Origin of the sequence: Pseudomonas sp. R43(2017), assembly GCF_002112345.1 — a bacterium.
Taxonomy (GTDB): domain Bacteria; phylum Pseudomonadota; class Gammaproteobacteria; order Pseudomonadales; family Pseudomonadaceae; genus Aquipseudomonas; species Aquipseudomonas kribbensis.
The window spans coordinates 49,426-73,566 of the sequence record NZ_NEHJ01000006.1 but is presented as its reverse complement, the minus strand read 5'-3'; the positions used below and the strand labels follow the sequence as shown (position 1 = coordinate 73,566).

The window sequence follows — 24,141 nt, the reverse complement described above, 5'->3', positions numbered from 1 at the left end:
TCAGGCTCTTCAAGCGTAGAGGCAAAAAACACCGGAGCATGGTGTAAAACGCCTTTGTGCGGGCTGATTTGAGTCAGGGTTTTGCGAGGACAGAACCGGTCGATGGCTCGAGGGCTCTGATGGGTCGACGGGTTCACAGGTCAGGCCTAAAATGGCCAATCAAATTTTGGGATTGAACGCGCATGCTTCCTGAATGCCAGTTGTTCGGCACCCTGGGGTGCCATCTGTGTGAAGTCGCTGAAGCCGAGCTGATGCCGTTCGTCGAGCATGGACTGCTGGTGGAACTGGTTGACATTGCCGACGATGAATCCTGGTTCGAGGCCTACAGCCTGCGGATTCCTGTGCTGCGCCGGGCCGATACCGGAGCGGAGCTGGGCTGGCCGTTCAGTGCCGATCAGGTTGTGGCATTTCTGCGTTAGCTTTTTCCCTCGACGTTGTTCCGGCGTGGCCATTCATCGCGACGCTCATCGATCCTTGGCACTTGCGGGTTTATTCGGTTACTGTATGTGTATACAGTAATTGAGTGGGCTCGCCGTGCTGTGTCCTTCCGGGGCAACGGGCATGGCAGCCAGGACGTCTGAGGGATGAATCGTGGTCAATGTCGAACAGTTGAAAAGCAGCGTGAACCGGATGTCGGTTGATGTGGTGCACGACGCCGTCCGCGAATTGCGTCTGGACGGTCTGGTCACGGAGGGCAAGACGCCTTTCAACAAGCTGCATTTCAATACCTGTTTTGCCGAGATCGAGGCCTTGTTCCAGCGCGCCGGCTATCACAAGCAACTGGATGTGGTGGGTTATCAGGGGTTGTTGTACGCCTTGTACGACCCGGGCCGCTGGGAGGCTGTCGATGTACTGCGCTGGCTGAAGGAGTTCACCGAGGCGGCGGCCCTCAAATCGATCCCCGCCTGATTCTGCGCTAGGTCTGCTGCGTCCGGTGTTGGATAATGCCGCTCTGCTTTGAGGGTTCGAGTTCTCCGTATGTCCAGCACATCATCATTTTCCGCCGCACAGAATCAGGCCAGCACGCTTTACCTGCCCCCGGGCGACTGGCGGACGGTGTTTGATTGTCTGTGTGATCACTTCAGTGCCATCGGACGCGATCAGTGGCTGGACCGGATTGCCCGAGGCCGGGTACTGGATGGCGAAGGCCAGCCGATTGCGCTGGACCTGCCGTACAAGGAAGGCCTGCGCATCCATTACTTTCGCGAAGTGCCGGATGAAAAGCCGATTCCGGTGGTCGAGTCGATTCTCTACGCGGACGAACATCTGGTCGTCGCAGACAAACCCCATTTCCTGCCGGTGACGCCAGCAGGGGAGTACGTGGAACAGACGCTGCTGCGCCGGTTGATTCGTCGTCTGGACAACCCGCACCTGGTGCCGTTGCACCGAATCGACCGGCACACCGCCGGGCTGGTGATTTTTTCGGCCAATCCGCAGACACGTTCGGCGTATCAGTCATTGTTCCCGACACGGCAAATCGAAAAACGTTACGAAGCGATCGCTGCTGCATTGCCGGGGCTGGATTTTCCGTTGGTACACAAGAGCCGTATGGTCGATGGCGAGCCTTTTTTCCGCATGCAGGAAGGTCCCGGTGTCAGCAACACCGAAACGGCAGTGGAAGTGCGGGAACGGAACGGCGACCTCTGGCGTTATGGCCTGTATCCGGTGACCGGCAAGAAACATCAGTTGCGGGTGCACATGACGGCATTGGGCGCGAGCATCTGCAACGATCCGTTCTATCCCGAGGTGTTGAAGGACGTCGAGGACGATTACACCAAACCGCTCAAGCTGCTGGCGCAGGGTTTGCGGTTCATTGATCCAGTGACTGGGCAGGTGCGTGATTTTGAAAGCCGGATCACGTTGGACTGGTGAGTAATAGTGCTAACCATCTTTCTGACGCTCACGAAAAAGCCCGCAAATGCGGGCTTTTCTGTATCTGGCGTCGCTTACAGTTCTTTAACGGTGCGAACCTGATCCTTGTTGATGCGAGTCTGCTTGCCGTCCAGCTGTTCGAATTCGTAGAAGCCCGAATCCTTGTCGTATTTAGGCGAGTCGACGGCCTGGATTTCGCGACCGTCATTCAAGGTGATCACCGTTGGCGAAGCGCAACCGGCGAGGGTGGCCAGGCCCAGTGCGAGCATGAAAGTGGCGAGAGTCCGTTGAGTCATGTGTTTGTCTCCGAAGGGAATTCTTTTGGTTACTGAGCTGTAGACGTATGCAAGGCGTGAGAGTTCCTTGAATGCGGTCAGTCTGACACAGTGTTATGAGAGCTTAACAGTTCCGGGGTATTGAGATTGGCCAGCCGTGGGTCGTTGTCCGGGCAAATCAGTGCTTGGGCACCAAGGCTGCGCATGAGCCGGCCAGGACTGCGCTCTCCCTCTTGCCAGGCCTCTTCGAATGCGGGCAGAAGCGCCACGGGAATTACGCAAAGCAGTGGTTCCCAGTGCTCGTCGTGACGCAGCATCAACGGGTTTTCAGGGTGCAGGCTGGCGGTCTCGCGCATGCTCTGTAACAGGGGAAGATCGATTCGCGGTACGTCGCACGGCAACACCAGCAGATGGGGATGGCGAGCGGCTCGCAAACCGGCACGGATGCCGGCCAATGGTCCGGGAAAGTCTTCTTCGTCGTCCGTCACCAATTGATCGGCGAAGGGCGCATAGCGCTCGCGATTGCGGTTGCAGGAAATGATCAGATCGTCGGTCAGCGGGCGAACCTTGCGCTGCAAATGAGCGATCAGCGGTTCCCCGTGCCATTCAATCAGCCCCTTGTCCTGGCCACCCATGCGTTGACCACGTCCACCGGCCAGTAACAGGACGGAGCAGGGTGGCAAAGGGGTATTGGAAGTCATGGCAACTCTCCGCAGGTTCGGCGAAAAAATGGGGCGCTGTGATATAACACCGGGCTGTTTCTCCTACAACTGGATGAGCCTATGAAAGCCAAGGCTGATGTACCTTTTGCACCGCTCAATATCGCGGTATTGACGGTCAGCGACACCCGTACTCTGGAAACCGATACCTCCGGCCAGGTCTTCGTCGACCGTTTGACCGCTGCCGGTCACAACCTGGCGGAGCGGGTATTGCTCAAAGATGACCTGTACAAAATCCGCGCGCAAGTTGCCCACTGGATTGCTGAAGATGTCGTGCAAGTGGTGCTGATTACCGGGGGCACAGGCTTTACCGGTCGTGACAGCACACCCGAAGCCGTTGCGTGCCTGCTCGACAAGCAAGTCGATGGTTTTGGTGAGTTGTTCCGACAGATTTCGGTGGCCGATATCGGCACTTCCACTGTGCAATCCCGTGCACTGGCTGGACTGGCCAACGGTACGCTGGTCTGCTGTCTGCCGGGTTCGACCAATGCGGTGCGCACCGGTTGGGATGGCATCCTGGCCGAGCAACTGGATTCACGGCATCGTCCGTGCAATTTCGTCCCTCACCTGAAACAGGCGGCTCCTTGTGAATCCCGCGGGTAAGCCTGGCAAGACCGGCAGCCTGATGCCGGTCGAGGTGGCATTGGCGCGTCTGCTGGAAATGGCTGACGCCTCGCGTATCGCCGAGTCCGAGTATCTGCCATTGGTGCAGCTTGAGGGCCGGGTGTTGGCGCGGGATCTGGTTTCGACACTGGACCTGCCGCCATGGCCCAACAGTGCCATGGACGGGTATGCCTTGAACCTGGCTGACTGGACCGGTGAGCCGATGCCGGTCAGTCAGAAGATTTTTGCCGGTCAGGCGCCCGAGCCGCTGGAGCCAGGCACCTGTGCCCGTATCTTTACAGGGGCACCCGTTCCACCAGGTGCCGATTGCGTCGAGATGCAGGAAAACGCCGTGATCGAGGCCGACGAACGAGTTCGGTTCACTGAGCCCATGGTGTCCGGGCAGAACATCCGCCCGCAGGGGCAGGAAACCACGGTGGGCGAATTGATCCTGTCCGCGGGAACCCGGCTCGGTCCGATCGAGTTGGGGTTGGCTGCGTCTTTGGGCTGCGCCGGCCTTGAAGTGATCCGCAAGCCCCGTGTGGCAGTGCTGTCCACTGGTGATGAGCTGGTTGAACCGGGAGCGGCACTGGGCCCGGGACAGATTTACAACAGCAACCGGGTGGTGCTGTGCAGTTGGTTGCAACGTTTGGGCTGTGAGGTGCTGGATGCCGGGATTCTTCCGGATGACTTGCCCACCACCCGCGCACGTCTTGGGGAACTCGAAGAGGCCGACTTGATACTGTCGACCGGAGGCGTATCGGTTGGGGAAGCGGATTTCCTCGGCGTCGCGCTGAGGGAGGAGGGTGAGCTGACACTGTGGAAGCTGGCAATCAAGCCCGGGAAGCCTTTGACTGTTGGGCATTTCCGGGGTGTTCCGGTCATCGGCCTGCCCGGCAACCCCGCGTCGACCCTGGTGACTTTTGCCTTGCTGACCAAGCCTTATCTGCTGCGTCGTCAGGGTGTGCAAGATGTCGAGCCTCTCAAGTTTCCAGTCCCGGCTGGATTCGTCTGGCCCCAGGCCGGCAATCGGCGTGAATTCCTGCGGGGGCGACTGGAGCAGGGACAGGCAACTATCTACCGAAACCAGAGTTCAGGTGTTCTGCGCAGCGCCGCCTGGGCTGATGGATTGGTAGAGGTGCAGGAGGGGCGTACCCTGGCCCAGGGAGACATGGTGCCCTTCATTCCCCTGAGTGACCTTCTCGGCTGATCATCGTAATGCAGGCCCAACGCGGGCCTGCATCTTTGTAAGTCATCGGCTGATCAGTGTCACGAGCTGGTCAAAGCGACTATTGGCAATCCAGCCCAACAATCCAAGGACAACCGCTGTGGCACCTGCGGAGTAGGCGAGACGGTGTTTGATGGCTTTGACGTCTCCTTTCACTTCGTCCATGTCACGGCGGATGTATTTGATGTGGGTTTCCAGTTCGGTGACACGAGGTTCCATAACGGTTTCTCCAGTGTTTTTGGTACAGCTGTTGAATTCGGCTTTTTGACTGGCACGACTGTTGGAGAGGGGGGCAACCGGATTCACCGCCACTCTTGCTTCATGGCTGTGCATGGAAACCCCCGCCTGCTGCCATGTGTTTCTGCTGGCAGAAACCGCAACTCGAATGATCGAAAGACCTGATGATGTAGTGACTCATTACCTGCACATCCTTGTGTTATCGGGTTGAAGATTGTTGCTGTCGACACACGGTGTACCAATGGTCGAGACTGGTCAATTGAGCCGATTCCTTACATTTCGTACGAAAAAATACCGCCCTGTAGGACGAGTTAGACGGGACTCAGGAAATACTTGGGATTGCGGTGGCTCTTTTGCGTGCCGTGAAGGTCAAGATGTCCCGAACTGATTTAATAACGGGAGTGGCCAATATGGATGAGCGCAGGGCATTGTTGATTCTGCATGGCAAGCAGGCACTCAACGAAGCGGTTCGCTCCGCTGTTGAACGCAAGCGCGGACAGGGCTGGGATCTGGCGGTACGCCTGACCTGGGAGGCCGGCGATGCCCAGCGTCTGGTGGAAGAAGCGCTGACTGCCGGATACGGGACAATCATTGCCGGCGGTGGCGATGGCACCTTGCGCGACATCGCCGAGGCCCTGGCGGCTCACCCGGGCAAGGCGAGTCTGGTGCTGTTGCCGTTGGGGACCGCCAACGATTTTTCCCGCGCGGCCGGTGTTCCTCTGGAACCGGATGCGGCACTCGATTTGCTTGACGCGCCAGCCTGTGACATTGATCTGGGGGAGGTGGGCGGTCAGATATTCCTGAACATGGCCACGGGCGGGTTTGGCAGTCAGGTCACCGCCAATACCTCGGAGGATCTGAAAAAGGTGCTGGGCGGCGCGGCCTATCTGTTTACGGGGCTGTCGCGATTCAGTGAGTTGCACGCCGCCTATGGCGAATTGCAGGGGCCGGACTTTCATTGGAGCGGTGAACTGCTCGCGCTGGGTATCGGTAATGGCCGCCAGGCAGGCGGAGGGCATGTGTTGTGCCCGGAGGCACTGGCGGATGACGGCCTGCTGGATATCAGTATTCTTCCGGCACCACAGGAACTGGTCGGTACGCTGAAAAATTTGCTCAGCGACGGATTTGGTCTCGACAACATGTTTGTCCGCACACGATTGCCGTGGGTCGAAATCAAGGTCGCCGAAGGGCTCTGCATCAATCTCGATGGTGAACCGCTGGAAGGGGACAGTCTGCGGTTTGCGGCGCGTCCGGCGGCATTGCGTGTGCATTTGCCGGAGAACTCGCCGCTGTTGGGCAGGACGCGGCGGGTCAGTCATCCAGACTGATGATCTGCTCCCGTACGGCAAACAGTACCAGCCCCGCCACATCGTAGATCTGCAGGCGTTTCATGATCTGCGAGCGGTGGGTTTCCACAGTCTTGATGCTCAGACCCAAACCATTGGCGATCTCACGGGTGGACTTGCCGCGTACGATCAGGCGCAGGATTTCCAGCTGGCGCGCTGTCAGGTTGTGCGAATCGGCGACTTCCGGTTGCAACTTCTGATTGCGTGTCAGGGCCTGGTTGATCACCGTGTGGGCGATGGCCGGGCTCAGATAGCGTTCGTTGTTGCGCAGCGCTTCCAGTGCGTGTTCGAGCTCAGTGGCCGTGGTGTCCTTGAGCAGATAGCCATGAGCGCCGGACTCCAGTGCCTGCATGATCAGCGCAGGGTCGGTGTGCATCGACAGAATCAGCACTTTGCTGTGCGGACGAACCCGTCTGAGCCGCTGCAATGCCTCCAGGCCGCCGGTTTCTCTCATGGAAATATCCAGCAAGACGATATCGGGGTTCAACTGCTCGACCATCTCGAGCAATTGCGAGCCGTCATTGGCCTCGCCGATTACCGCGTAACCGGGAATATCCAGCACCAGAGCGCGCACGCCGGCTCTGATCAGCGAGTGGTCATCCACCAGAAGTAAGTTACAAGTCAACGCATAACCTTATTCGTACTGGCCCGCTCGAGTGCACGGGGCGCCCAGGGGAATAGTGCTTCGATTTGAGTGCCTTTGCCCGGTTCGCTCGTCACGCTCAGGCTGCCGCCCAGTTGCTCGATCCGTTCGGCCATCCCGGCCATGCCTCGTTGTCCTTCACGACCGGGATTGGCGGCCGGGGCAAACCCCAGACCGTCATCGCTGATCAGCAGGGTCAAGCCTTGGGGAAGGCGTTGCACGCGGATCAGCAGGTTCTTGGCCTGCGCATGTCGCAGGATGTTGGTCACGGCTTCCTGAGTAATGCGGAAGGCGGCGACAGCCATTTCTTCGGGGATGCCGTTCAAACGCTGCTGACAGTCCAGGCTCCAGTGAACCGAAGTATTGGCCAGTGTCTTGAGCAAATGCGCGCGCAGGCTGGCTTCCAGCCCGAGGCTGGTCAGTTGCCGTGGGTTGAGAATGGCCGAAACATCACGGACTTTATTGAGGGTTTCCTCAAGGGTGTCGCAGAGTGCCGAACATTGTTCCTGAAGGTCCTCGGGCAGACGCCGTTTGAGCCATTCGCTCTGCAACTTGGCGGCGGTCAACAACTGGCCGATATCGTCGTGCAGTTCGCGGCTGAGGCGATGGCGTTCGTTTTCCTGGACTTCGAGCAATCGATCGGCCAGCTCCTGGGGCTGGAACTTGATCGACTTGCGTGACAGGCGATGCTGGGTAAAGACGCAAGCGGCGGCTGCCATGTTGAGCAGCAGCAGGCCAAACGACAACGGTGCGGACAGGCAATAAGTCAGCAGACTGCCCAAAGCTGCACCAATGCAAAGCGTGAGCGTGAACCTGCGCGCGTTTTCTCTGGAGGGTGGCCATGTGGCGATTGACTTGAGGCTGGCGTACATAGCGGATGGAGCCAATGGATGTTCGCTGCGGGCAGACCGGTCAAAGTGGCTGGCGGTCTCTGTCTGAAAATCTGTGATTCAGGTTGTTGGTTTCAAAACGGTTCAGTGATCGATAATTGACTGCCAACTTCGGAGCAGAACGATCATTGAAGTCACTGTGCCATTAAGTGAAAGCAACTAACGCGCGGCATAATACCACTTAACATACCGTTGGTCGCGTTCGCCCTATATGTCCAAAGAGTCAGGAAATACGCCATGTTGGACGCGAGTTCCATAATGGAAAAAGTTGATTTATTGGAGTCGATAATTATCGATGACACCTGAAGTCTTCAGTTTTTATACACAGGTAAACCCTGACTTCAACGGTAGGCAGTCTGCATGTTGAAGCGTAATTATTTATTTGGAGATGTCGCTGGCAGGCATGAGTTATTCAATTGCGACATTCGATGGCTCGAACTAACAGGCTCCAACGGGCCCGGGGTGCACTCGATTACGCTTGTCGCTCCGAGTAAGACACGAGGGACAAGGGTTTGGCACTGAGCGGCGGTTGAAACTGGCTCTGCCCAACCTGGAAGGCGAACGCTTCGATGAGGGACGTCTGCTCGCTTTCGTCCAGGCTCAACTGGCCGGTGCTCTGGTCGACCAGCTCAAGTTGCCAGGCCATCAGGGTGAAGCAGTCTTTCAGGGCGTCGAGTGCCTGGGCATGCAGGTCGACATGATCTTGCGTCTGAGTGAGCAAACCGTGCAGGTGCAGGCAGAACTCGGAGACTGCCACCAGTGCCAGGGCATCGGCCTTGTTCGCCAGTTTGAGCAGGGTGCTGAGCATGCAATCGATTGCGTCCTTGTCATTGCTGATCAGTTGCAAATGACTCAGGCACTCTTCGGACTTGGCCAGGAGCGTTTCAGCCTCGACAAGAAAATCGGGGAACCGCTGCGCCCACTCTTTACGGTCGTTCGGCATGCTTATCTCCACAACGTCATGTCTGATGAGCGAATGTCGTGTGTGTCGACGATCATGAACCGTCGTGAGATCGCGCCCTGCGGTGCCGAGGCTTTTGACAGGGGTTTCGAGAGGATGGGGTTCCACTGAACTGCGATCGCACACAAAAGCCTGACTCCGTTCATGCAATGAGAATGGCGTCACATTAATGGCTATTGGATATTGCGAACATCAGGTTGGGCCTGATTGTTACTAGGGGAATCCCTTAGGCACGGGAACCTGCCGCGCAAACCGTGGTCGCGCCGCAGAGAATGTAGCAGATGAAATCACGGGGCCAGTAAAGCATGATGTTAATGTGACATCAATGCCTGCTCATGGCATTTTGTAGGTGATTTGTATGGGGATCAAGATTGGCCGGAATCCGCCGATAACCCCCTTTAATGAATTCACCAGAACAAGCCCAGGAGTCATTGATGGCCGGCATTCTCGATACGGTAGACCAACGCACGCAACTGGTGGGTGAGAATCGCCTGGAAATTCTCATGTTTCGGCTGGCCGGGCGCCAATTGTTCGCGATCAACGTGTTCAAGGTTCAGGAAGTTCTGCAACTGCCGAAGCTGACCCTGATGCCTCAGCGTCACCCGTTTGTCTGCGGTGTGGTCAACCTGCGCGGCCAGACCCTGCCGGTGATCGACCTGTCCCAGGCGATCGGCATGCGCCCGCTGGTGCCGGGCCCCAACAGCACGATCATCGTTACTGAATACAACCGTTCGGTGCAGGCCTTCCTCGTCGGTGGCGTGGATCGCATCGTCAACATGAACTGGGAAGCCATCCTGCCGCCGCCGACCAGTGCCGGCCGCCAGCACTACCTGACCGCCATCAGCAAGGTCGACGATCAACTGGTGGAAATCATCGACGTCGAGAAAGTCCTCGCCGAAATCGTTCCGTACAACGCCAAGGTGTCCCGCGACAAACTGGAAGATCCGGTCCTGGAGCGTGCCCGCGGCCGTGAAGTGCTGCTGGTGGACGATTCCAATGTGGCCCTGTCGCAATTGCGCGACACCCTCGGCCAGTTGGGCGTGAAGATGCACATCGCCAGCGACGGTCTGAAAGCCCTGAACATGCTCAAGGCCTGGGCCGACACCGGGGTCAACATGACCGACAAGCTGTTGATGATCTTCACCGACGCGGAAATGCCGGAAATGGACGGCTATCGCCTGACCACCGAAATCCGCAACGACCCGCGTCTGCGTGGCCTGTATGTGGTGTTGCACACCTCGCTGTCCGGCAGCTTCAACGACTCGATGGTGAAGAAGGTCGGCTGCGACAACTTCCTCTCCAAGTTCCAGCCGGACAAGCTGGTCGATGTGGTGCGCCAGCGTCTGATGCTCGACGAAGTACCGGCCTGATCAACTTGTCGAGGCTGACCCGGCGTCAGCCTTTGATTCGGCGACAAAGCTCGTATAGGGTGGCGTTTTTCACCCACCAGGGAGCTGGCCATGCTGCGTCTGAGCGCGCTTTATCGTTACCCGCTGAAATCCGGCAAGGCCGAGGTCCTGCAAGGGATCGGCCTGGACAAACTGGGGCTTGAGGGCGACCGACGCTGGATGCTGGTGGACGAGGCCAGCGGGCGCTTCCTGACTCAGCGTGCCGAAGCGAAGATGAGCCAGTTGTCCGCGCTGTGGAATGCCGACGGTGGCCTGACCCTTGATGCGCCGGGACATTCGGCGATTGATATCGCGTTGCCCGGTAACGAAGCCGAACTGCGCGGCGTGACCATCTGGCGCGACACCTTGCGTGTGCCGGATGCCGGTGAAGAAGCGGCCCGCTGGGTCAGCGAATTCATCGGCAAGCCGACCCGACTGGTGCAAGTGCCACTGGACCGCGCCCGGATGACTCAGGCCGGGTACGGCAACGATGACGACCAGGTGGCCTTTGCCGACGGTTTCCCGCTGCTGCTGATTGGCGAGGCGTCGCTGCAACATCTATCGCAGGAAGTCGGGCGTCCGCTGGAAATGCTGCGGTTCCGGCCGAATCTGGTGATCGAGGGCAGCGAGGCGTATGCCGAGGATGGCTGGAAGCGCATTCGCATTGGCGATGTCGAATTCCGCGTGGTCAAGTCGTGCTCGCGCTGCATTCTCACCACCATCGACCCGAAAACCGGTGAGCGCAGCGCCGACCGCGAGCCACTGGCGACCCTGCAAAAGACCCGTGCCCAGGCCGACGGTGCAATGTTCGGTCAGAACCTGGTCAACGACAGCAACGGTCGACTAGAAGTCGGCATGCCGGTGGAAATCCTCGAATAACCGTCCCGAAACGAAAAATGCCCGTGTCCTTGGACACGGGCATTTTTTATTGCCGCAGGAAACCGGGGTTTCAGCCGCGGTATTCGCACAGGTAAGCGGTGTCGACGGCCACTTTCAGCTGGAACTTGCTGTTGGCCGGCACGTTGAATTGGCTGCCGGCGGCGAAGGTTTCCCAGTCGCTGCTGTCCGGCAGTTTGACGGTCAGTGCGCCCGAAACCACGTGCATGATTTCACGCTGGCTGGTGCCGAATTCGTATTCGCCCGGGGCCATGACGCCGATGGTCGCAGGGCCTTCAGCGGTGCCAAAAGCGATCGACTTGACGGTGCCGTCGAAGTACTCGTTGACTTTAAACATGGGCGATTCCTCTCGAAAAGGGCTTAAAAAGGGTCAAAAAGGTCGGCCAGTATGCACAAGGCTCAAGGCGCCGTCACCTGCGCTAGAGCGGCAGCACCAGCGGCAATAATCGGGCGGTATTGCGCGCATCTTCCAGTGCCCGGTGTTGCTGCCCGGTGAACTGCATGCCTGCCAGTTGCAGGGCGCCATTGAGTCCCAGAGGCCGTTCAAGGCGTCGGGCCTTGGCAAAGCGCTGTTTGAGGTTCATGTGCGGCACACGGCTAAGGGCGCTGTCGAGTTGCAGGCGCTGCCATTCCTGAAGCAATTGCTTGCGGTCGTAATCACCCCAGCTGGCCCAGCCTTCAAGGCGAGTCTGATGCTGAGCGAGCCAGCGCTCGAACGCCGGCCAGACCTCGGTCAGCGGTTGCGCCGCGTCGATGTTGGCCTGGGTGATGTGTGTCAGCTCACGACAGAACGGCGTCAGCTGTGGCCGACGCGTCGGTTTGACGAAGCGTTGAAAGTGATCCTGCTCGCGACCGGTTCGATCCACCAGGGTGGCACCGATTTCGATGATCTCCATTTCCGTAACCGGCCAGCCACCTTCATCGGTGGTGGCTTCCAGATCAATGACCAGCCAATGGGGCATCGCAGGGTTCCTGATTTCCGCGTCCTGATTATTCAGAGCGTAGTCAAACCTTGCGGATGCGCGCGGTGACTACTCGACCTGCAACAGAACCTGACGATTTTTCACCTGATCGCCGACCTTGACCTGCACCCGCTTGAGCACGCCATCGATGCCGGCCTTGAGCGGGTGCTCCATTTTCATCGCTTCCAGCACCACCAGCAGCTGGCCTTTACTGACCGGGCTGCCTTCGCTGACAAGCACGTCGATGATTGCGCCATCCATCGGGGCTTTCAAGGTGCCGGTGCTGACGCTGGTCTGACTGTCGATCACGGCATGAGTTCGATCCACCAGACGCAGGCTGCCGGGACGGGTGAACAGCCAGAGCTGGTCGTCGTGCAGGCGATAGGCGTGGCGCTGGCGCAGGCCTTCGATGTCCAGGGAAATCGAGCGTTCGCCGTGTTCGATGAGCTTCAGTTCGAAGGCGCGTTCAGCGACCTGTACCCGAACGATGCCATCCGGGGCGGCCAGTAATTGCACGCTCCATTCCTGATCTTCAAGACCCAGGCGATAGTGCAGTGGCGCGCCGGCATTGTTGCGCCAACCGGCCAACGGTGCGCGATGCGAACCCGCGGCAGATTGATAGAACAGCAACGCCGCGATCGCGAGTTCTTCGGCACTCGGTGTATGCGGGCGCAGGCATGGATGGTCGGCGAAGTGTTGCGGGATAAACCCGGTGCTGAATTCGCCGCTGATGAACTGCGGATGCTGCAACAGACTGGTCAGCAACCGCTGATTGCTCTGCACACCCAGCAACACGCTGTCCTGAACTGCGCACAACAGTTTGCGCCGGGCCTCTTCGCGGGTCGCGCCGTGGGCGATCAGTTTGCCGAGCATCGGGTCGTAGAACGGTGAGATCGACTGACCTTCGATCAGCCCATGATCAATCCGGGCTCCCCGATCCAGTGCCGGTGCCCAGACTTCGACACGCCCGGTCTGCGGCAGGAATCCCTGGGCCGGGTCTTCGGCATAGAGTCGCACTTCCATGGCGTGGCCATCGAGTTTCACCTGCGCCTGGGTCAACGGCAGCGGCTGGCCTTCGGCAACCAAAAGTTGCCAGGCCACCAGGTCCAGTCCGGTAATCAACTCCGTTACTGGGTGTTCGACTTGCAATCGGGTATTCATCTCCAGAAAGAAGAACTGGCCTCGGGCATCGAGCAGAAACTCCACGGTGCCAGCGCCCACATAGTTCACCGCACGCCCGGCCTTGAGCGCTGCTTCGCCCATTGCCTGACGCAACTCTTCGGTCATCACCGGGCACGGCGCTTCCTCGATGACCTTCTGATGGCGACGCTGGATCGAGCAGTCGCGCTCGCCGAGGTAGATCAGGTTGCCATGGCGATCGCCAAACAGTTGCACTTCAACATGGCGCGGTTCGATCAGTGCCTGTTCGAGGATCAGTTCGTCGCTGCCGAATCCATTCAAGGCTTCCGAGCGAGCCGTGCGCAATTGCTCCGCCAATTCAGATGCGTGATGCACCAGCCGCATGCCACGTCCGCCACCGCCGGCGCTGGCCTTGATCATCAGCGGATAGCCGATGCGTTCGGCTTCCCGTGTCAGGGTCGCGTCGTCCTGCCCGGCGCCTTGATAGCCGGCGATGCATGGCACACCGGCGGCGAGCATGGCGATTTTCGATTGGCGTTTACTGCCCATCAGCTCGATGGCTTCGACGCTGGGGCCGATGAAGGTCAGGCCGGCCTGTTCGCAGGCCCGGGCGAATTCGGCGTTCTCCGACAGGAATCCGTAACCGGGATGAATTGCGTCGGCACCGCTGCGCCGTGCGGCGTCGAGGATGGCCGGGATGTTCAGATAGGACTGCTGCACCGGTGCCGGGCCGATATGCACCGATTGATCCGCCATCCGCACATGCAGCGCATCGGCGTCGGCGTCGCTGAACACCGCGACCGTGCGATAACCGAGGGCCTGGGCGGTGCGCTGGATGCGGCAGGCAATTTCACCGCGGTTGGCGATCAGGATTTTATGGATGGCGGGCATGGTGGTTTTTCCTGAATGTTGGCGGTGGATGGAAGGGCCTCATCGCGGGCAAGCCCGCTCCCACAGGGTCAGGTGCTCCATCCGGGTTTGCGTTTCTGCACAAACGCCATCGTGCCTTCGATGCCCTCGGCACCGGTCACCGCTTCGCTGAACCACTGCGCCGCTTCATCCAGCAGTTCGCTCGATGGCTGGCCGGCGCTGGCCAGCAGCAGTTTTTTCGTCACGGCATTCGCTTCGGGGGCGCAACACAAGACGTGATCGAGCACTTCATCCAGACGCTCGGCGAGTGCCTGCGGATCCTGTTCGACAAAGTGCACCAGCCCCAGCCGTCGAGCCTGATGACCATCGAAGCGGGCGGCGGTCAGGGCCAGGCGGCGGGCTTCGGTGAGGCCGATGCGCTGCACCACAAACGGCGCGATCTGCGCCGGCAACAGGCCGAGGCTGGTTTCCGGCAGACCGAATTGCGCCTGATGATCGGCCATCGCGATATCGCTCACGCACGCCAGCCCGAAACCGCCACCGAGCACCGCGCCCTGCAGCACGGTGATCAACACTTGCGGTGTGTGCTGCGCTTCTTCCAGCAGCGACCCGAAAGCCCGATTCAACTCGCGATAGGCATCGCTGCCCTGGGCGCGGGCGTTGGCCATGTCCTTGATGTCGCCACCGGCACAGAAATGCCCGCCGGCGCCGCTGAGCACCAGGGCGCGTACGCTGCGGTCATCGCGCACAGCGGCAAGCACTGCGCGCAGTTCGGCGACCATTTGCAGGCTCATGGCGTTGCGGCTTTCAGGGCGATTGAGGGTGATGTACAGCACGCCGTTATGCGGCTCCAGCAACAGCGTCTGGCAAGCGGGCAGGGTGCTCATTTCTTTTTCCCCGGCAGGATGCCCATCAGTTTGCAGATGATCCCCAGCATGATTTCGTCGGCGCCGCCGCCAATCGATACCAGCCGCACGTCGCGGTAAGCGCGGGCCACCGGGTTGTCCCACATGAAGCCCATGCCGCCCCAATATTGCAGGCAACTGTCGCTGACTTCGCGGCCAAGGCGTCCGGCCTTGAGCTTGGCCATCGAGGCCAGTCGAGTGACGTCCTGGCCTTTCACGTATTGCTCGGTGGCCTGATAGACCAGCGCCCGCAGGCATTCGATTTCGGTCTGCAATTCGGCGAGGCGGAAGTGGATCACCTGATTGTCGATCAGTGCGTTGCCGAAGGTCTTGCGTTCCTTGCAGTATTCGATGGTGCTGTCGACGCAGTATTCCAGGCCCTTGATCATGTTGGCCGCGCCGAACAGGCGTTCCTCCTGGAACTGCAGCATCTGCATCATGAACCCGGCGCCTTCATGGCCGATGCGATTGCGCTGTGGCACGCGCACGTTATCGAAAAACACCTGGGCGGTTTCCGAGCTGCGCATGCCGAGCTTGTCCAGATGTGAACTGAGGCTGATGCCCGGCGTGTTCATCGGCACCATGATCAGCGATTTGTTGACGTGCGGTTTGTCATCCGAGGTGTTGGCCAGCAGGCAGATGAAGTCGGCGCTTGGCGAGTTGGTGATCCACATTTTGCTGCCGTTGATCACGTAGTCGTCGCCATCCTTGCGCGCGGTGGTCTTGAGCCCGGCGACGTCGGAGCCGGCGCCGACTTCCGACACTCCGATGCAGCCGACCTGCTCGCCGGTGATCGCCGGGCGCAGGAATTCGTCGCGTAGCTCATCGGAGCCGAAGCGTGCGAGGGCCGGGGTGCACATGTCGGTCTGCACGCCGATCGACATCGGAATACCGCCGCAATGGATGGTGCCGAATTCTTCGGCGGCGACGATCGAATAGCTGTAATCCAGGCCCATGCCGCCGAATTTTTCCGGCTTGGAAATCCCCAGCAGACCGAGGTCGCCGGCCTTGCGGAAAATCTCGTGGATCGGAAAGCGCCCGGCCTTTTCCCATTCATCGACGTGGGGGTTGATCTCATGCTCGACGAACTGGCGGACGGTGCGGCGCAGGGCTTCGTGTTCCGGGGTGAAGATCATTTTTATTGTTCTCCTTGAGTCCGTGGCAATCAGAACCGGCTGACGCCAAAGCTGTTGGGGGCCAGTGTGCGGATGCCGGCTTCGTGGCAGATGTCCAGCAGATAGCCGAGCAGGGTGCGGGTGTCGCGCGGATCAATCAGCCCGTCGTCCCACAGATTGGCGCTGCCGTAGAGGGCGGTGGACTGGCTGTCGAGTTTCTGCGCGGTGACCTGTTCCAGCATGTCGAGCATTTTCGGATCGGGCACCAGGCCGTCCTTCAACTGTTTGGCTTCGGTGACGATGCGCAGCACTTTGCCGGCCTGGGCGCCGCCCATCACCGCCGTGCGGCTGTTGGGCCAGGCGAAGATGAAGCGCGGATCGAGCCCGCGTCCGCACATCGCGTAGTTGCCCGCACCATAGGAGCCACCGACCACGATCGTCAGTTTCGGCACCCGCGCATTGGCCACGGCCTGGATCAGTTTCGAGCCGTGCTTGATCACGCCGTTCTGCTCTGATTCGGTGCCGACCATGAACCCGGTGGTGTTGTGGAAAAACAGCAGCGGCGTCTGGCTCTGGTCGCACAGCTGAATGAACTGCGCCGCCTTGCTCGCACCATTCGGAGTGATCGGGCCGTTGTTGCCGATGAAGCCGCAGGCGCGGCCCTGAATTTTCAGGTGACCGCAAACGGTCTGCTGATCGAACTCTCCCTTGAACTCCAGGAAGCGCGACTCATCGGCGATCCGCGCGATGATTTCGCGTACGTCGTAGGGCTTTTTCGGGTCGTCCGGGATCAGACCGAGCAGTTCGTCGATGGGGTACAGCGGCTCTTTGAATTGTGGTTCGGGTAGCCACGGCAGTTGCTCGTTCCAGTTCAGCAGGCTGACGATTTCCCGCACCTGACGTACGCCGTCGGCATCGTTTTCGGCCAGGTATTCGGCGGTGCCGGCGACTTGCGCGTGCATCTCGGCGCCGCCCAGTTCTTCGTCGGTGGCCACCTCACCGGTCGCCGCTTTAAGCAACGGCGGGCCGGCAAGAAACAGCTTGGCCTTGCCGCGCACCACCACCACGTAATCCGACAGCCCCGGCTGATACGCGCCGCCGGCGGTGGCCGAGCCGTGCACCACAGTGATCTGCGGCAGCCCCATGGCCGACATCCGCGCCTGATTGGCAAAGCTGCGTGCGCCTTCGACGAAAATCTCCGCCGCATAATTGAGGTTGGCACCGCCGCTTTCGGCGAGGGTGATGACCGGCAGTTTGTTTTCCTGGGCAATCTGTTGCAGGCGCAGGGATTTTTTCAGACCCGACGGGGAAATCGTCCCGCCCTTGATCGCGCTGTTGTTCGCCACGATCAAGGCGCGCACTCCGGACACGTAACCGATGCCGGCAATCAAGCCACCCCCTGCCGAACTGCCATCCTTGTCGTCGTGCAGTTTGTAGCCGGCCAGGCTCGCCAGTTCGAGGAACGGCGCGCCGGGGTCGAGCAGCAGGTTCAGGCGTTCGCGAGGCAGCAATTGTCCGCGCTTGTCGAATTTCGGTTTGGCTTCGGCAGCCTTGTTCAGCAGGTTCTGTTCGAGCTGCTGGACTTGCTCGATGGCGGTGAGCATCGCCGCGCGGTTGCGAGCGAAGGCTTCGCTGTGCGGGTCGAGCTGTGACTGAATGACCGGCATGGCTTACTCCTTGTCCTTCAAGACGTCTGGCATGTAGGCCCGGTGAAAACCGTTGAAGGATTCGCTGTGGGTCGCCTTGTGCAGCGGCCATGCACGACTGCCCAGACTGGCGGCGCCGTCGATGCGCAAGGTGCTGCCGCTGATAAATGCGGCAGCGGGACTCAGCAGAAACACGATTGCTGCGCTGACCTCGGATTCGGTGCCGATGCGCTTGAGTGGCACGTGTTCGCGCAAGGTCGGGATCACGGCCTTGAACGCGCCTTCATAGGTGTCCATGCCGCTGGACGCGATCCATCCCGGCGCCACGGCATTCACCCGAACGCCGGCGTAACCCCATTCGAAGGCGGCAGTCTTGGTGAAGTTGTCCATGCCCGACCGCGCGGCGCCGGAGTGACCCATTCCCGGCATGCCGCCCCACATGTCGGCGAGCATGTTGACGATGCTGCCGCCGTGCTTGCTCATCGACTGGTTAAACACTTCCCGGGCCATCAAAAAACCGCCGACCAGATTGGTGCGCAGCACGGTTTCGAAACCTTTCTGATTGATCGAGGCCAGCGGCGACGGGTATTGCCCGCCGGCATTGTTGACCAGTCCGTGGATCGGCCCGTGTTCGCGGATCAGTTCGCTGACCAGCGCCTTCACCGCTTCTTCGTCACGGATGTCGCAGGCCTTCCAGTGCGCCCGGCCACCGTCCTCGGCAATTTCGGCGGCAACGGTTTGCAGCTTTTCCGGCTTGCGTCCGACCAGCACCACGGTCGCCCCGAGCGCTGCCAGTTCATGAGCGGTGCAACGTCCGATGCCGCTGCCGCCACCGGTAACGATCACCGTCTGGCCGCTGAACAGATCGGTCCTGAAAATCGATTCATACGCCATGGTGCCAATCCTCTAGTCGAACTGTTCGGCGATGCTCTGCGGCACCGGGATCTGGATTTCCAGCAATTGCTGGGCGAACGCTTTGCCTTGCGGGTCGATGCGCAGGCTCGCCACACCACCGCCACCGAGGGCGTTTTCCAGCAGGAAATTCAGGCTGTGAGTACCCGGCAGATACCAGCGTTCCACCCGGCCATGAATCGGGTCGAGGACATGGCTCATCCAGTCCACAACCACCGCCGGGGTCAGCGCTTCGGCGATCCACGGCAGGTATTCCGGGCGACGCGGCATCACACCGATGTTGCTGTGATTGCCCTTGTCGCCGGAGCGCGCCACCGCCAGTTTTACCAATGGCACGCTGGCGTCGGCGCGGCCCTGAGGTTTGGGCGTTTCGTGGGGCAGGGGCAGATCCTGACTGTCGAGTGTGGCCGAGGCGGGCAGGGCAAACGGGTGACGCTCGCCGTCGATGTCGATCTGCAAGCTGCAGGCGCTTTTGTCGATCAGGAACGAGAACAGCCGGATCAGCGGATAAACCGTCGGCCGTCCGCCGACGATGCCGGTCAGGCCCGGCGCCATGCCGGTGGCGGCCTGGGCGATTTCCCGGGAGAACAGGACCAGGGCCTGTTTGTTCGGGTGGCGCACGGCGAGTTTGATCACCACTTCGCGGCTGTCCCGGCGCTGGCCGTGGGGGCCGTAGGTGGCTTCGCTGCCGAGCAGTTCGATATGGGTTTCGGTGTAAGGCCCGAGGCCTTTCTGGCCGAGCATTTCCGAGGTCTTGTCGATGATCGCCTGACTGACGCGCCGGGCTTTTTCCACCGCATCGATACCGGCGATCAGGCAACTGGCGGTGCAACGGAAGCCGTCCGGGTATGTCGCGCTGACCTTGTATTTGTCGCTGGGTGGCAGGCCTTTCGCACCGTGGACCCGAACTGTGTTTTTGCCTTGTTGCTGGAGTTTGACCTGGCTGAAATCGCAGACCACATCGGGCAACAGATAGGCCTGCGGATCGCCGATTTCGTAGAGCATCTGTTCGCCGACGGTCAGCGGCGTGACCAGCCCGCCGGAGCCTTCGGGTTTGCTGACGATGAACTGGCCGTCCGCGCTGACCTCGACGATCGGAAAACCGATGTGTTCGTAATCCGGCACGTCACGCCAATCGGTGAAATTGCCGCCGGTGCACTGCGCGCCGCATTCGATGATGTGCCCGGCCAATGCGGCCTGGGCGAGTTTGTCGTAGTCGTGCCACGACCAGCCGAATTCATGCACCAGCGCTGCGCTGACCACCGCGCTGTCGACCACGCGGCCGGTGATGACGATGTCGGCGCCCAGGCGCAGGGCTTCGACGATGCCAGGGGCGCCGAGGTAGGCGTTGGTCGACACGCACATCGGCGGCAGCGGGGCGCCGCTGAACATTTCCGTGATGCCTTGGGTGGCGAGTTGTTTGAACTGGGGTTGCAGGTCATCGCCCGACAGCACGGCGATTCTCAGCGCCACGCCGGCCTTGTCGCAGGCCGCTTGCAACGCGGCGGCGCAGGCCTGGGGATTGACCCCGCCGGCATTGCTGATGACGCGAATTTTCTGTTCCGCCAGTTGCGGCAGCAGGGGCGTGAGGACTTCGATGAAATCGCCGGCAAACCCGGCCTGCGGGTCCTTCATGCGTGCGCCGGCCATGATCGACATGGTGATCTCGGCCAGGTAGTCGAACACCAGATAATCCAGCTTTCCACCGGCCACAAGCTGCGCGGCGGCGGTCGAGGTGTCTCCCCAGAATGCGCTGGCGCATCCGATGCGAACCGTGGTGGGCATTTTCATCTCCGACTCAGCAACCTGTGACAGAAGTGCATCGAGGCTACCAAGCAAGCGCTTGGTTTGTAAACAGGCGAAATTATCTTCTGCCCAAGCGCTTGCTTGGTCGCGGCCGGCGGCTTAAATTGCCCGCGCAACCCTGCGGTTTCAGGGCGGCAGACGACTGAACGACTGTAGGAGAGAACGGGTGGACGAGCAAAAAGCCCTGAAGGTCATGCGCGAACTGGTCGATGAAGGCCAGTTGACCGACCCGGACAGCGCTCGCGGCAAACTGCTGCAAGTGGCGGCCCACCTGTTTCGCAACAAGGGCTACGAACGCACCACCGTGCGTGACCTGGCGGGTGCCGTGGGCATTCAGTCGGGCAGCATCTTTCATCACTTCAAGAGCAAGGATGAAATCCTGCGTGCCGTGATGGAAGAAACCATTCGCTACAACACCGCGCTGATGCGGGCGGCCCTGGCCGATGCGGCCAATGTGCGCGAGCGCGTGCTGGCGCTGATCCGCTGCGAATTGCAGTCGATCATGGGCGGCAGCGGCGAAGCGATGGCGGTGCTGGTGTACGAATGGCGCTCGCTGTCCGAAGACGGTCAGGCCAGGGTGCTGGCGTTGCGTGATATCTACGAGGACATCTGGCTGCAAGTGCTGGGCGAAGCCAAAGAAGCGGGGTTCATTCGCGGCGATGTGTTCATTACCCGACGTTTTCTCACGGGCGCATTGTCCTGGACCACCACCTGGTTCCGCGCCGGCGGCAGCCTGAGCCTTGATCAACTGGCCGAAGAGGCGTTGATTCTGGTGCTCGAAGAGCGCTAATCGCTTTCTATCGGCCCGGGAAACTGGCTAACTGGGCGAAACCGCCTAGCTTGAATGCATGCAACGGTACTTTTTCGGGGAGTGGGGTGTTTTGAAGTCTTCGCCAGATCGGACGGCCGCGGGGCTGATGCTCGCAGCGCTGGCTGCACTATGGGTATTGCCCGCTCAGGCGGTGCAAGTGGTTCGGGTGGGCGCGGCGCATTTTCCGCCTTACACCATTCGCCCGGAAAACGGCGCCGACACCGGTCTGCTGCCGGAACTGGTCGAGGCATTGAACCACTCGCAGAGCGACTATCGTTTCGAGCTTGTCCCCACCTCGATTCCACGGCGGTTCGGCGATTTCAAGGAAGGTCGCACGGACATGGCGATCTTCGAGAACCCGGACTGGGGCTGGAAAGACATTCCCCACACCACGGTCGACATGGGGCTGGAAGACGCAGAGATTTTCGTCGCGCAGAAAGAACCCGGTCGCCAGCAGAATTACTTCGCCGATCTCAAGGGCAAGCGGCTGGCACTGTACAGCGGCTATCACTACGAATTCGCCAACTTCAATGCCGACCCCAAGTACCTCGCTGAAACTTACAACGCGACACTGACCTATTCCCACGACAGCAACCTGTTAATGGTGCTGCGCGGGCGGGCGGACATTGCGCTGGTGACTCGCTCGTACCTGTTCGATTACCTGCTGCGCAACGAAAAGGTGCGTGACGAACTGCTGGTGTCCCAGCGCATCGACCAGATCTACCACCATTACGCGATTCTCAGCCCGAAGACGCCAATCACCGGCGAAGCGTTCGGCAAACTGCTGCAAGGGCTGCGCGACAACGGCCAGATGCTGAAGATCTTCGATCCGTACAAGATTGCGGTGGTGCCGGTGCCTCATTCATGAGCTGTGGTTTTATCCGCCCGGCCTAAATTTCCCGCTTCGGCTCACGTCCCATCGTTGAACTGTCGACGATTATCGTGAGCCCGACCCATGTCCAATCTGAATGACCTGACTGCCCTGGCCTTGCCTTCGGGCAGTCAACTGATAGCCGATGCCACCGAAAGCCGTCTGAGCCTCAGCCTGGACGGGCAACCGCTGATTCGCCTGCGTCTTGATCGTGAAGGCCAGGGGCCGATCCAGATCGATGAACGTTATGCGCTGCCGCCAGGCCAGGCGCTGTGGGCGGCCTGTTATTGGCTGTTCGCCCGGGATCCGGCACGTCAGCAATTGATCTGGCAACTGGATCAGCCACCGACCGAAGCCTTGCTCAGCGGCTTGCTGGTGAGCACCGACGTGGCGGGCGAATATCGCTGCGAGCGCACGTTGTTCTGGCAACTGCCGCAGCCTTGGTTGGGTACCTCATTGACCGGCAGCTACCCGCAGCAGATGGTCATCAGCAACGGCAAGCGCCATCCGCTGCGCCCGGTCAAACCGCGCGGTGAGGTCTATCGACGTTTCGATGCGCGTCTGGGTGCGTGGATTTCTCTGCGAACGGTGGAGATCGAGCAGGATCTGACGCGTTTCAATCGCTGGCAGAACAGCCCGCGAGTGGCCAGTTTCTGGCAGGAAGAGGGCAGCCTCGAACAGCATCGCGAGTACCTGAGCAAACTCGACGCCGATCCGCATACGCTGACCCTGATCGGGTGTTTCGACGATCAGCCATTCGCTTACTTCGAAGCCTACTGGGCCAAGGAAGATCGCATCGCGCCGTTCTACGATGCCGACAATTACGATCGTGGCATTCACATGCTGGTCGGTGAGGAAGACCATCGCGGCCCGCACAAAGTGGCGAGCTGGCTTTCAGCGCTGGTGCACTATCTGTTTCTGGATGATCCACGTACCCAGCGCGTCGTCGCCGAGCCGCGTGCCGACAACGCGAAGATGATCGGCCACATGCACAATCAGTGCTTCCACTGCGAAAAGGAATTCGACTTCCCGCACAAGCGCGCGGCGCTGATGATCCTCGGGCGTGAGCGGTTTTTTGATCGCTGCAAACTGGCGTGACGTCTCGCTGAAACAAAAAAAGATCGCAGCCCTTCGACGAAGGCTGCGATCTTTTTTTTTGGCGGTGTGCGGTCAGCGACGGTTTGCCGACACTGCATCAGCGCGGCTGCCCGACACCTTGCGGCAGTGCACCAGCGCATCACGAATCATGAAGTTGACCAGGGTCGGCGAAACGCCGAGTTCCTTGGCGATGTCCTTCTGCGGCACGCCGTGCAGACGATACATCTCGAACGCATAGCGCGTGCGGACCGGCAGCTCGGTCAGCGCATCGGCGATGTGTTCCAGGGTCGAGAAGTTGATGTGTGAGGTTTCCGGCGAGGCACCCTGAATGACCACGTTCAACCCTTCCTCCTCGGGGCCGGCGTACTTCTGCTCCAGCGCCTGTTTGCGGTAGTGATCGATGGCCAGATTGCGCACGATCTGGAACAGATAACTCAGCTGGGCCTTGATCGACGACGTGATCGGCGGCGCCGATTGCAGTCGGAAGAACGCATCCTGCACCACATCTTCGGCGCGTGAACGGCAGCCGGTAATGCGGGCTGCAATCTTGACCAGAATCAGTCGATTGTCGACGAATGCCTGAAGTAGCGGTGAATCGCACCTGCTTGTGGATACTTGTTCCGTCATGGAAATCACCTTGCTGCCAATAGGTTAGTGGGACGCCTGGGGGACGGGGCCGTCCTACACATCGAGCGACAAATTATGTTGAATGATAATGATTGTCAATTGAGAAAGAGAACTAATGATCCATAACGGTGCGATCTGAGAACTGCGACACGCCGCCGCATTCGTCCATGCGCCCAGCCCCATTGGCGATCCAGCCTGCCGACTAATTATTTCAAGACGTCATCCGTTCTCATTGGTGAATGGATCCGGGTACGCAGCCCCGGACCTACCGCATTCCAATGCCTTGCACGGTCGGCGAAGACCGTGTCCCGCATGCCTC

Annotated in this window: 26 protein-coding genes; 11 read left to right on the top strand and 15 right to left on the bottom strand. The window is 60.1% G+C overall.

Annotated features, from left to right (window positions below; genetic code table 11):
- Nucleotides 1-182: 182 nt before the first annotated feature.
- From CAG02_RS18005 to CAG02_RS17995, 3 genes are all read left to right on the top strand, one after another.
- On the top strand, nucleotides 183-419 hold the full coding sequence (locus CAG02_RS18005; protein WP_085710736.1) for a glutaredoxin family protein: 237 nt from the start codon (nucleotides 183-185) through the stop codon (nucleotides 417-419).
- A gap of 172 nt (nucleotides 420-591) precedes the next feature.
- Nucleotides 592-909, top strand: coding sequence for a transcriptional regulator (locus CAG02_RS18000; protein ID WP_085710735.1), 318 nt, complete (start codon nucleotides 592-594; stop codon nucleotides 907-909).
- 69 nt (nucleotides 910-978) lie between these two features.
- Nucleotides 979-1,872: a pseudouridine synthase gene (locus CAG02_RS17995; protein ID WP_085710734.1), complete on the top strand. Its 894-nt coding sequence runs from the start codon at nucleotides 979-981 to the stop codon at nucleotides 1,870-1,872.
- 74 nt (nucleotides 1,873-1,946) lie between these two features.
- Here the strand turns inward: CAG02_RS17995 and CAG02_RS17990 are convergent, their stop codons facing one another.
- Both CAG02_RS17990 and mobA read right to left on the bottom strand, forming a co-directional pair.
- On the bottom strand, nucleotides 1,947-2,168 hold the full coding sequence (locus CAG02_RS17990) for a YgdI/YgdR family lipoprotein (protein WP_085710733.1): 222 nt from the start codon (nucleotides 2,166-2,168) through the stop codon (nucleotides 1,947-1,949).
- A gap of 77 nt (nucleotides 2,169-2,245) precedes the next feature.
- Nucleotides 2,246-2,848, bottom strand: a complete 603-nt coding sequence (gene mobA, locus CAG02_RS17985) for a molybdenum cofactor guanylyltransferase MobA (protein WP_085710732.1) — start codon at nucleotides 2,846-2,848, stop codon at nucleotides 2,246-2,248.
- Between the two features lie 81 nt (nucleotides 2,849-2,929).
- Between mobA and moaB the strand changes: the two genes are divergently transcribed.
- Both moaB and glp read left to right on the top strand, forming a co-directional pair.
- Nucleotides 2,930-3,469, top strand: coding sequence for a molybdenum cofactor biosynthesis protein B (moaB, locus tag CAG02_RS17980; protein WP_085710731.1), 540 nt, complete (start codon nucleotides 2,930-2,932; stop codon nucleotides 3,467-3,469).
- A complete protein-coding gene (gene glp, locus CAG02_RS17975) occupies nucleotides 3,453-4,679 on the top strand; it encodes a gephyrin-like molybdotransferase Glp (protein ID WP_085710730.1) in 1,227 nt (408 codons plus the stop codon). Before moaB ends, glp begins: the two co-directional genes overlap by 17 nt.
- Before the next feature lie 42 nt (nucleotides 4,680-4,721).
- Here the strand turns inward: glp and CAG02_RS29835 are convergent, their stop codons facing one another.
- Nucleotides 4,722-5,030 carry a hypothetical protein gene (locus CAG02_RS29835; protein ID WP_170931619.1) on the bottom strand — a complete coding sequence of 103 codons (309 nt, stop codon included), beginning with the start codon at nucleotides 5,028-5,030 and terminating at the stop codon, nucleotides 4,722-4,724.
- 314 nt (nucleotides 5,031-5,344) lie between these two features.
- On the opposite strand from CAG02_RS29835, the gene yegS reads away from it, so the two are divergent.
- Nucleotides 5,345-6,262, top strand: coding sequence for a lipid kinase YegS (gene yegS / locus CAG02_RS17965; RefSeq protein WP_085710729.1), 918 nt, complete (start codon nucleotides 5,345-5,347; stop codon nucleotides 6,260-6,262).
- On the opposite strand, the gene CAG02_RS17960 is transcribed toward yegS, so the two are convergent.
- The 3 genes from CAG02_RS17960 to CAG02_RS17950 all read right to left on the bottom strand — a co-directional run bounded on the left by CAG02_RS17960 (nucleotide 6,246) and on the right by CAG02_RS17950 (nucleotide 8,756).
- Nucleotides 6,246-6,905, bottom strand: coding sequence for a response regulator transcription factor (locus tag CAG02_RS17960; RefSeq protein WP_085710728.1), 660 nt, complete (start codon nucleotides 6,903-6,905; stop codon nucleotides 6,246-6,248). The two genes, yegS and CAG02_RS17960, sit on opposite strands and share 17 nt — an antisense overlap.
- Complete coding sequence (locus CAG02_RS17955; RefSeq protein WP_085710727.1) at nucleotides 6,902-7,795, bottom strand: sensor histidine kinase; 894 nt, start codon at nucleotides 7,793-7,795, stop codon at nucleotides 6,902-6,904. Before CAG02_RS17955 ends, CAG02_RS17960 begins: the two co-directional genes overlap by 4 nt.
- A gap of 490 nt (nucleotides 7,796-8,285) precedes the next feature.
- Entirely contained in the window at nucleotides 8,286-8,756 is a 471-nt protein-coding gene (locus CAG02_RS17950) for a hypothetical protein (protein WP_085710726.1), read from the bottom strand.
- A gap of 452 nt (nucleotides 8,757-9,208) precedes the next feature.
- Here CAG02_RS17950 and CAG02_RS17945 point away from each other — a divergent pair, with 452 nt between their 5' ends.
- Together CAG02_RS17945 and CAG02_RS17940 are read left to right on the top strand one after the other, a co-directional pair.
- Nucleotides 9,209-10,144, top strand: a complete 936-nt coding sequence (locus CAG02_RS17945) for a chemotaxis protein CheV (RefSeq protein ID WP_085710725.1) — start codon at nucleotides 9,209-9,211, stop codon at nucleotides 10,142-10,144.
- A gap of 90 nt (nucleotides 10,145-10,234) precedes the next feature.
- Nucleotides 10,235-11,041 carry an MOSC domain-containing protein gene (locus CAG02_RS17940; RefSeq protein WP_085710724.1) on the top strand — a complete coding sequence of 269 codons (807 nt, stop codon included), beginning with the start codon at nucleotides 10,235-10,237 and terminating at the stop codon, nucleotides 11,039-11,041.
- Between the two features lie 70 nt (nucleotides 11,042-11,111).
- Here CAG02_RS17940 and CAG02_RS17935 read toward each other — a convergent pair whose 3' ends face one another.
- From CAG02_RS17935 to CAG02_RS17900, 8 genes are all read right to left on the bottom strand, one after another.
- Complete coding sequence (locus tag CAG02_RS17935) at nucleotides 11,112-11,396, bottom strand: pyrimidine/purine nucleoside phosphorylase (RefSeq protein WP_007940055.1); 285 nt, start codon at nucleotides 11,394-11,396, stop codon at nucleotides 11,112-11,114.
- An 82-nt stretch (nucleotides 11,397-11,478) separates the two neighbouring features.
- Nucleotides 11,479-12,021 carry an exonuclease domain-containing protein gene (locus CAG02_RS17930; RefSeq protein ID WP_085710723.1) on the bottom strand — a complete coding sequence of 181 codons (543 nt, stop codon included), beginning with the start codon at nucleotides 12,019-12,021 and terminating at the stop codon, nucleotides 11,479-11,481.
- 69 nt (nucleotides 12,022-12,090) lie between these two features.
- Nucleotides 12,091-14,052: an acetyl/propionyl/methylcrotonyl-CoA carboxylase subunit alpha gene (locus CAG02_RS17925; RefSeq protein ID WP_085710722.1), complete on the bottom strand. Its 1,962-nt coding sequence runs from the start codon at nucleotides 14,050-14,052 to the stop codon at nucleotides 12,091-12,093.
- A 68-nt stretch (nucleotides 14,053-14,120) separates the two neighbouring features.
- Nucleotides 14,121-14,918: an enoyl-CoA hydratase/isomerase family protein gene (locus CAG02_RS17920; RefSeq protein ID WP_085710721.1), complete on the bottom strand. Its 798-nt coding sequence runs from the start codon at nucleotides 14,916-14,918 to the stop codon at nucleotides 14,121-14,123.
- Nucleotides 14,915-16,072, bottom strand: a complete 1,158-nt coding sequence (gene atuD / locus CAG02_RS17915) for a citronellyl-CoA dehydrogenase (protein WP_085710720.1) — start codon at nucleotides 16,070-16,072, stop codon at nucleotides 14,915-14,917. The genes CAG02_RS17920 and atuD overlap by 4 nt, the downstream gene beginning before the upstream one ends.
- Before the next feature lie 29 nt (nucleotides 16,073-16,101).
- Nucleotides 16,102-17,718 carry a geranyl-CoA carboxylase subunit beta gene (gene atuC / locus CAG02_RS17910; protein ID WP_085710719.1) on the bottom strand — a complete coding sequence of 539 codons (1,617 nt, stop codon included), beginning with the start codon at nucleotides 17,716-17,718 and terminating at the stop codon, nucleotides 16,102-16,104.
- 3 nt (nucleotides 17,719-17,721) lie between these two features.
- Nucleotides 17,722-18,591, bottom strand: a complete 870-nt coding sequence (locus CAG02_RS17905) for an SDR family oxidoreductase (RefSeq protein WP_085710718.1) — start codon at nucleotides 18,589-18,591, stop codon at nucleotides 17,722-17,724.
- Between the two features lie 12 nt (nucleotides 18,592-18,603).
- A complete protein-coding gene (locus tag CAG02_RS17900) occupies nucleotides 18,604-20,394 on the bottom strand; it encodes an acyclic terpene utilization AtuA family protein (protein ID WP_085711014.1) in 1,791 nt (596 codons plus the stop codon).
- A 187-nt stretch (nucleotides 20,395-20,581) separates the two neighbouring features.
- On the opposite strand from CAG02_RS17900, the gene CAG02_RS17895 reads away from it, so the two are divergent.
- The 3 genes from CAG02_RS17895 to CAG02_RS17885 all read left to right on the top strand — a co-directional run bounded on the left by CAG02_RS17895 (nucleotide 20,582) and on the right by CAG02_RS17885 (nucleotide 23,195).
- A complete protein-coding gene (locus tag CAG02_RS17895; RefSeq protein WP_085710717.1) occupies nucleotides 20,582-21,205 on the top strand; it encodes a TetR/AcrR family transcriptional regulator in 624 nt (207 codons plus the stop codon).
- Between the two features lie 91 nt (nucleotides 21,206-21,296).
- Nucleotides 21,297-22,094 carry an ABC transporter substrate-binding protein gene (locus CAG02_RS17890; protein WP_085710716.1) on the top strand — a complete coding sequence of 266 codons (798 nt, stop codon included), beginning with the start codon at nucleotides 21,297-21,299 and terminating at the stop codon, nucleotides 22,092-22,094.
- Nucleotides 22,095-22,181: 87 nt separating this feature from the next.
- On the top strand, nucleotides 22,182-23,195 hold the full coding sequence (locus CAG02_RS17885) for a GNAT family N-acetyltransferase (protein WP_085710715.1): 1,014 nt from the start codon (nucleotides 22,182-22,184) through the stop codon (nucleotides 23,193-23,195).
- Between the two features lie 72 nt (nucleotides 23,196-23,267).
- Here CAG02_RS17885 and CAG02_RS17880 read toward each other — a convergent pair whose 3' ends face one another.
- Nucleotides 23,268-23,822, bottom strand: a complete 555-nt coding sequence (locus CAG02_RS17880) for an RNA polymerase factor sigma-70 (protein WP_007955779.1) — start codon at nucleotides 23,820-23,822, stop codon at nucleotides 23,268-23,270.
- Nucleotides 23,823-24,141: the final 319 nt, after the last annotated feature.

Excerpts from the sequence above, each read along its gene's own strand:
- CAG02_RS17995 (WP_085710734.1), top strand. The coding sequence starts at position 979 with ATGTCCAGCACATCATCATTTTCCGCCGCACAGAATCAGGCCAGCACG.
- CAG02_RS17955 (WP_085710727.1), bottom strand. The coding sequence starts at position 7,795 with ATGTACGCCAGCCTCAAGTCAATCGCCACATGGCCACCCTCCAGAGAA.
- CAG02_RS17945 (WP_085710725.1), top strand. The coding sequence starts at position 9,209 with ATGGCCGGCATTCTCGATACGGTAGACCAACGCACGCAACTGGTGGGT.
- CAG02_RS18005 (WP_085710736.1), top strand. The coding sequence starts at position 183 with ATGCTTCCTGAATGCCAGTTGTTCGGCACCCTGGGGTGCCATCTGTGT.
- CAG02_RS29835 (WP_170931619.1), bottom strand. The coding sequence starts at position 5,030 with ATGCACAGCCATGAAGCAAGAGTGGCGGTGAATCCGGTTGCCCCCCTC.
- CAG02_RS17905 (WP_085710718.1), bottom strand. The coding sequence starts at position 18,591 with ATGGCGTATGAATCGATTTTCAGGACCGATCTGTTCAGCGGCCAGACG.
- CAG02_RS17880 (WP_007955779.1), bottom strand. The coding sequence starts at position 23,822 with ATGACGGAACAAGTATCCACAAGCAGGTGCGATTCACCGCTACTTCAG.
- atuC (WP_085710719.1), bottom strand. The coding sequence starts at position 17,718 with ATGCCGGTCATTCAGTCACAGCTCGACCCGCACAGCGAAGCCTTCGCT.
- mobA (WP_085710732.1), bottom strand. The coding sequence starts at position 2,848 with ATGACTTCCAATACCCCTTTGCCACCCTGCTCCGTCCTGTTACTGGCC.
- CAG02_RS17900 (WP_085711014.1), bottom strand. The coding sequence starts at position 20,394 with ATGCCCACCACGGTTCGCATCGGATGCGCCAGCGCATTCTGGGGAGAC.
- moaB (WP_085710731.1), top strand. The coding sequence starts at position 2,930 with ATGAAAGCCAAGGCTGATGTACCTTTTGCACCGCTCAATATCGCGGTA.
- CAG02_RS17920 (WP_085710721.1), bottom strand. The coding sequence starts at position 14,918 with ATGAGCACCCTGCCCGCTTGCCAGACGCTGTTGCTGGAGCCGCATAAC.
- CAG02_RS17940 (WP_085710724.1), top strand. The coding sequence starts at position 10,235 with ATGCTGCGTCTGAGCGCGCTTTATCGTTACCCGCTGAAATCCGGCAAG.
- CAG02_RS17990 (WP_085710733.1), bottom strand. The coding sequence starts at position 2,168 with ATGACTCAACGGACTCTCGCCACTTTCATGCTCGCACTGGGCCTGGCC.
- CAG02_RS17935 (WP_007940055.1), bottom strand. The coding sequence starts at position 11,396 with ATGTTTAAAGTCAACGAGTACTTCGACGGCACCGTCAAGTCGATCGCT.
- yegS (WP_085710729.1), top strand. The coding sequence starts at position 5,345 with ATGGATGAGCGCAGGGCATTGTTGATTCTGCATGGCAAGCAGGCACTC.
- atuD (WP_085710720.1), bottom strand. The coding sequence starts at position 16,072 with ATGATCTTCACCCCGGAACACGAAGCCCTGCGCCGCACCGTCCGCCAG.
- CAG02_RS17885 (WP_085710715.1), top strand. The coding sequence starts at position 22,182 with ATGTCCAATCTGAATGACCTGACTGCCCTGGCCTTGCCTTCGGGCAGT.
- CAG02_RS17925 (WP_085710722.1), bottom strand. The coding sequence starts at position 14,052 with ATGCCCGCCATCCATAAAATCCTGATCGCCAACCGCGGTGAAATTGCC.
- CAG02_RS17950 (WP_085710726.1), bottom strand. The coding sequence starts at position 8,756 with ATGCCGAACGACCGTAAAGAGTGGGCGCAGCGGTTCCCCGATTTTCTT.
- CAG02_RS17930 (WP_085710723.1), bottom strand. The coding sequence starts at position 12,021 with ATGCCCCATTGGCTGGTCATTGATCTGGAAGCCACCACCGATGAAGGT.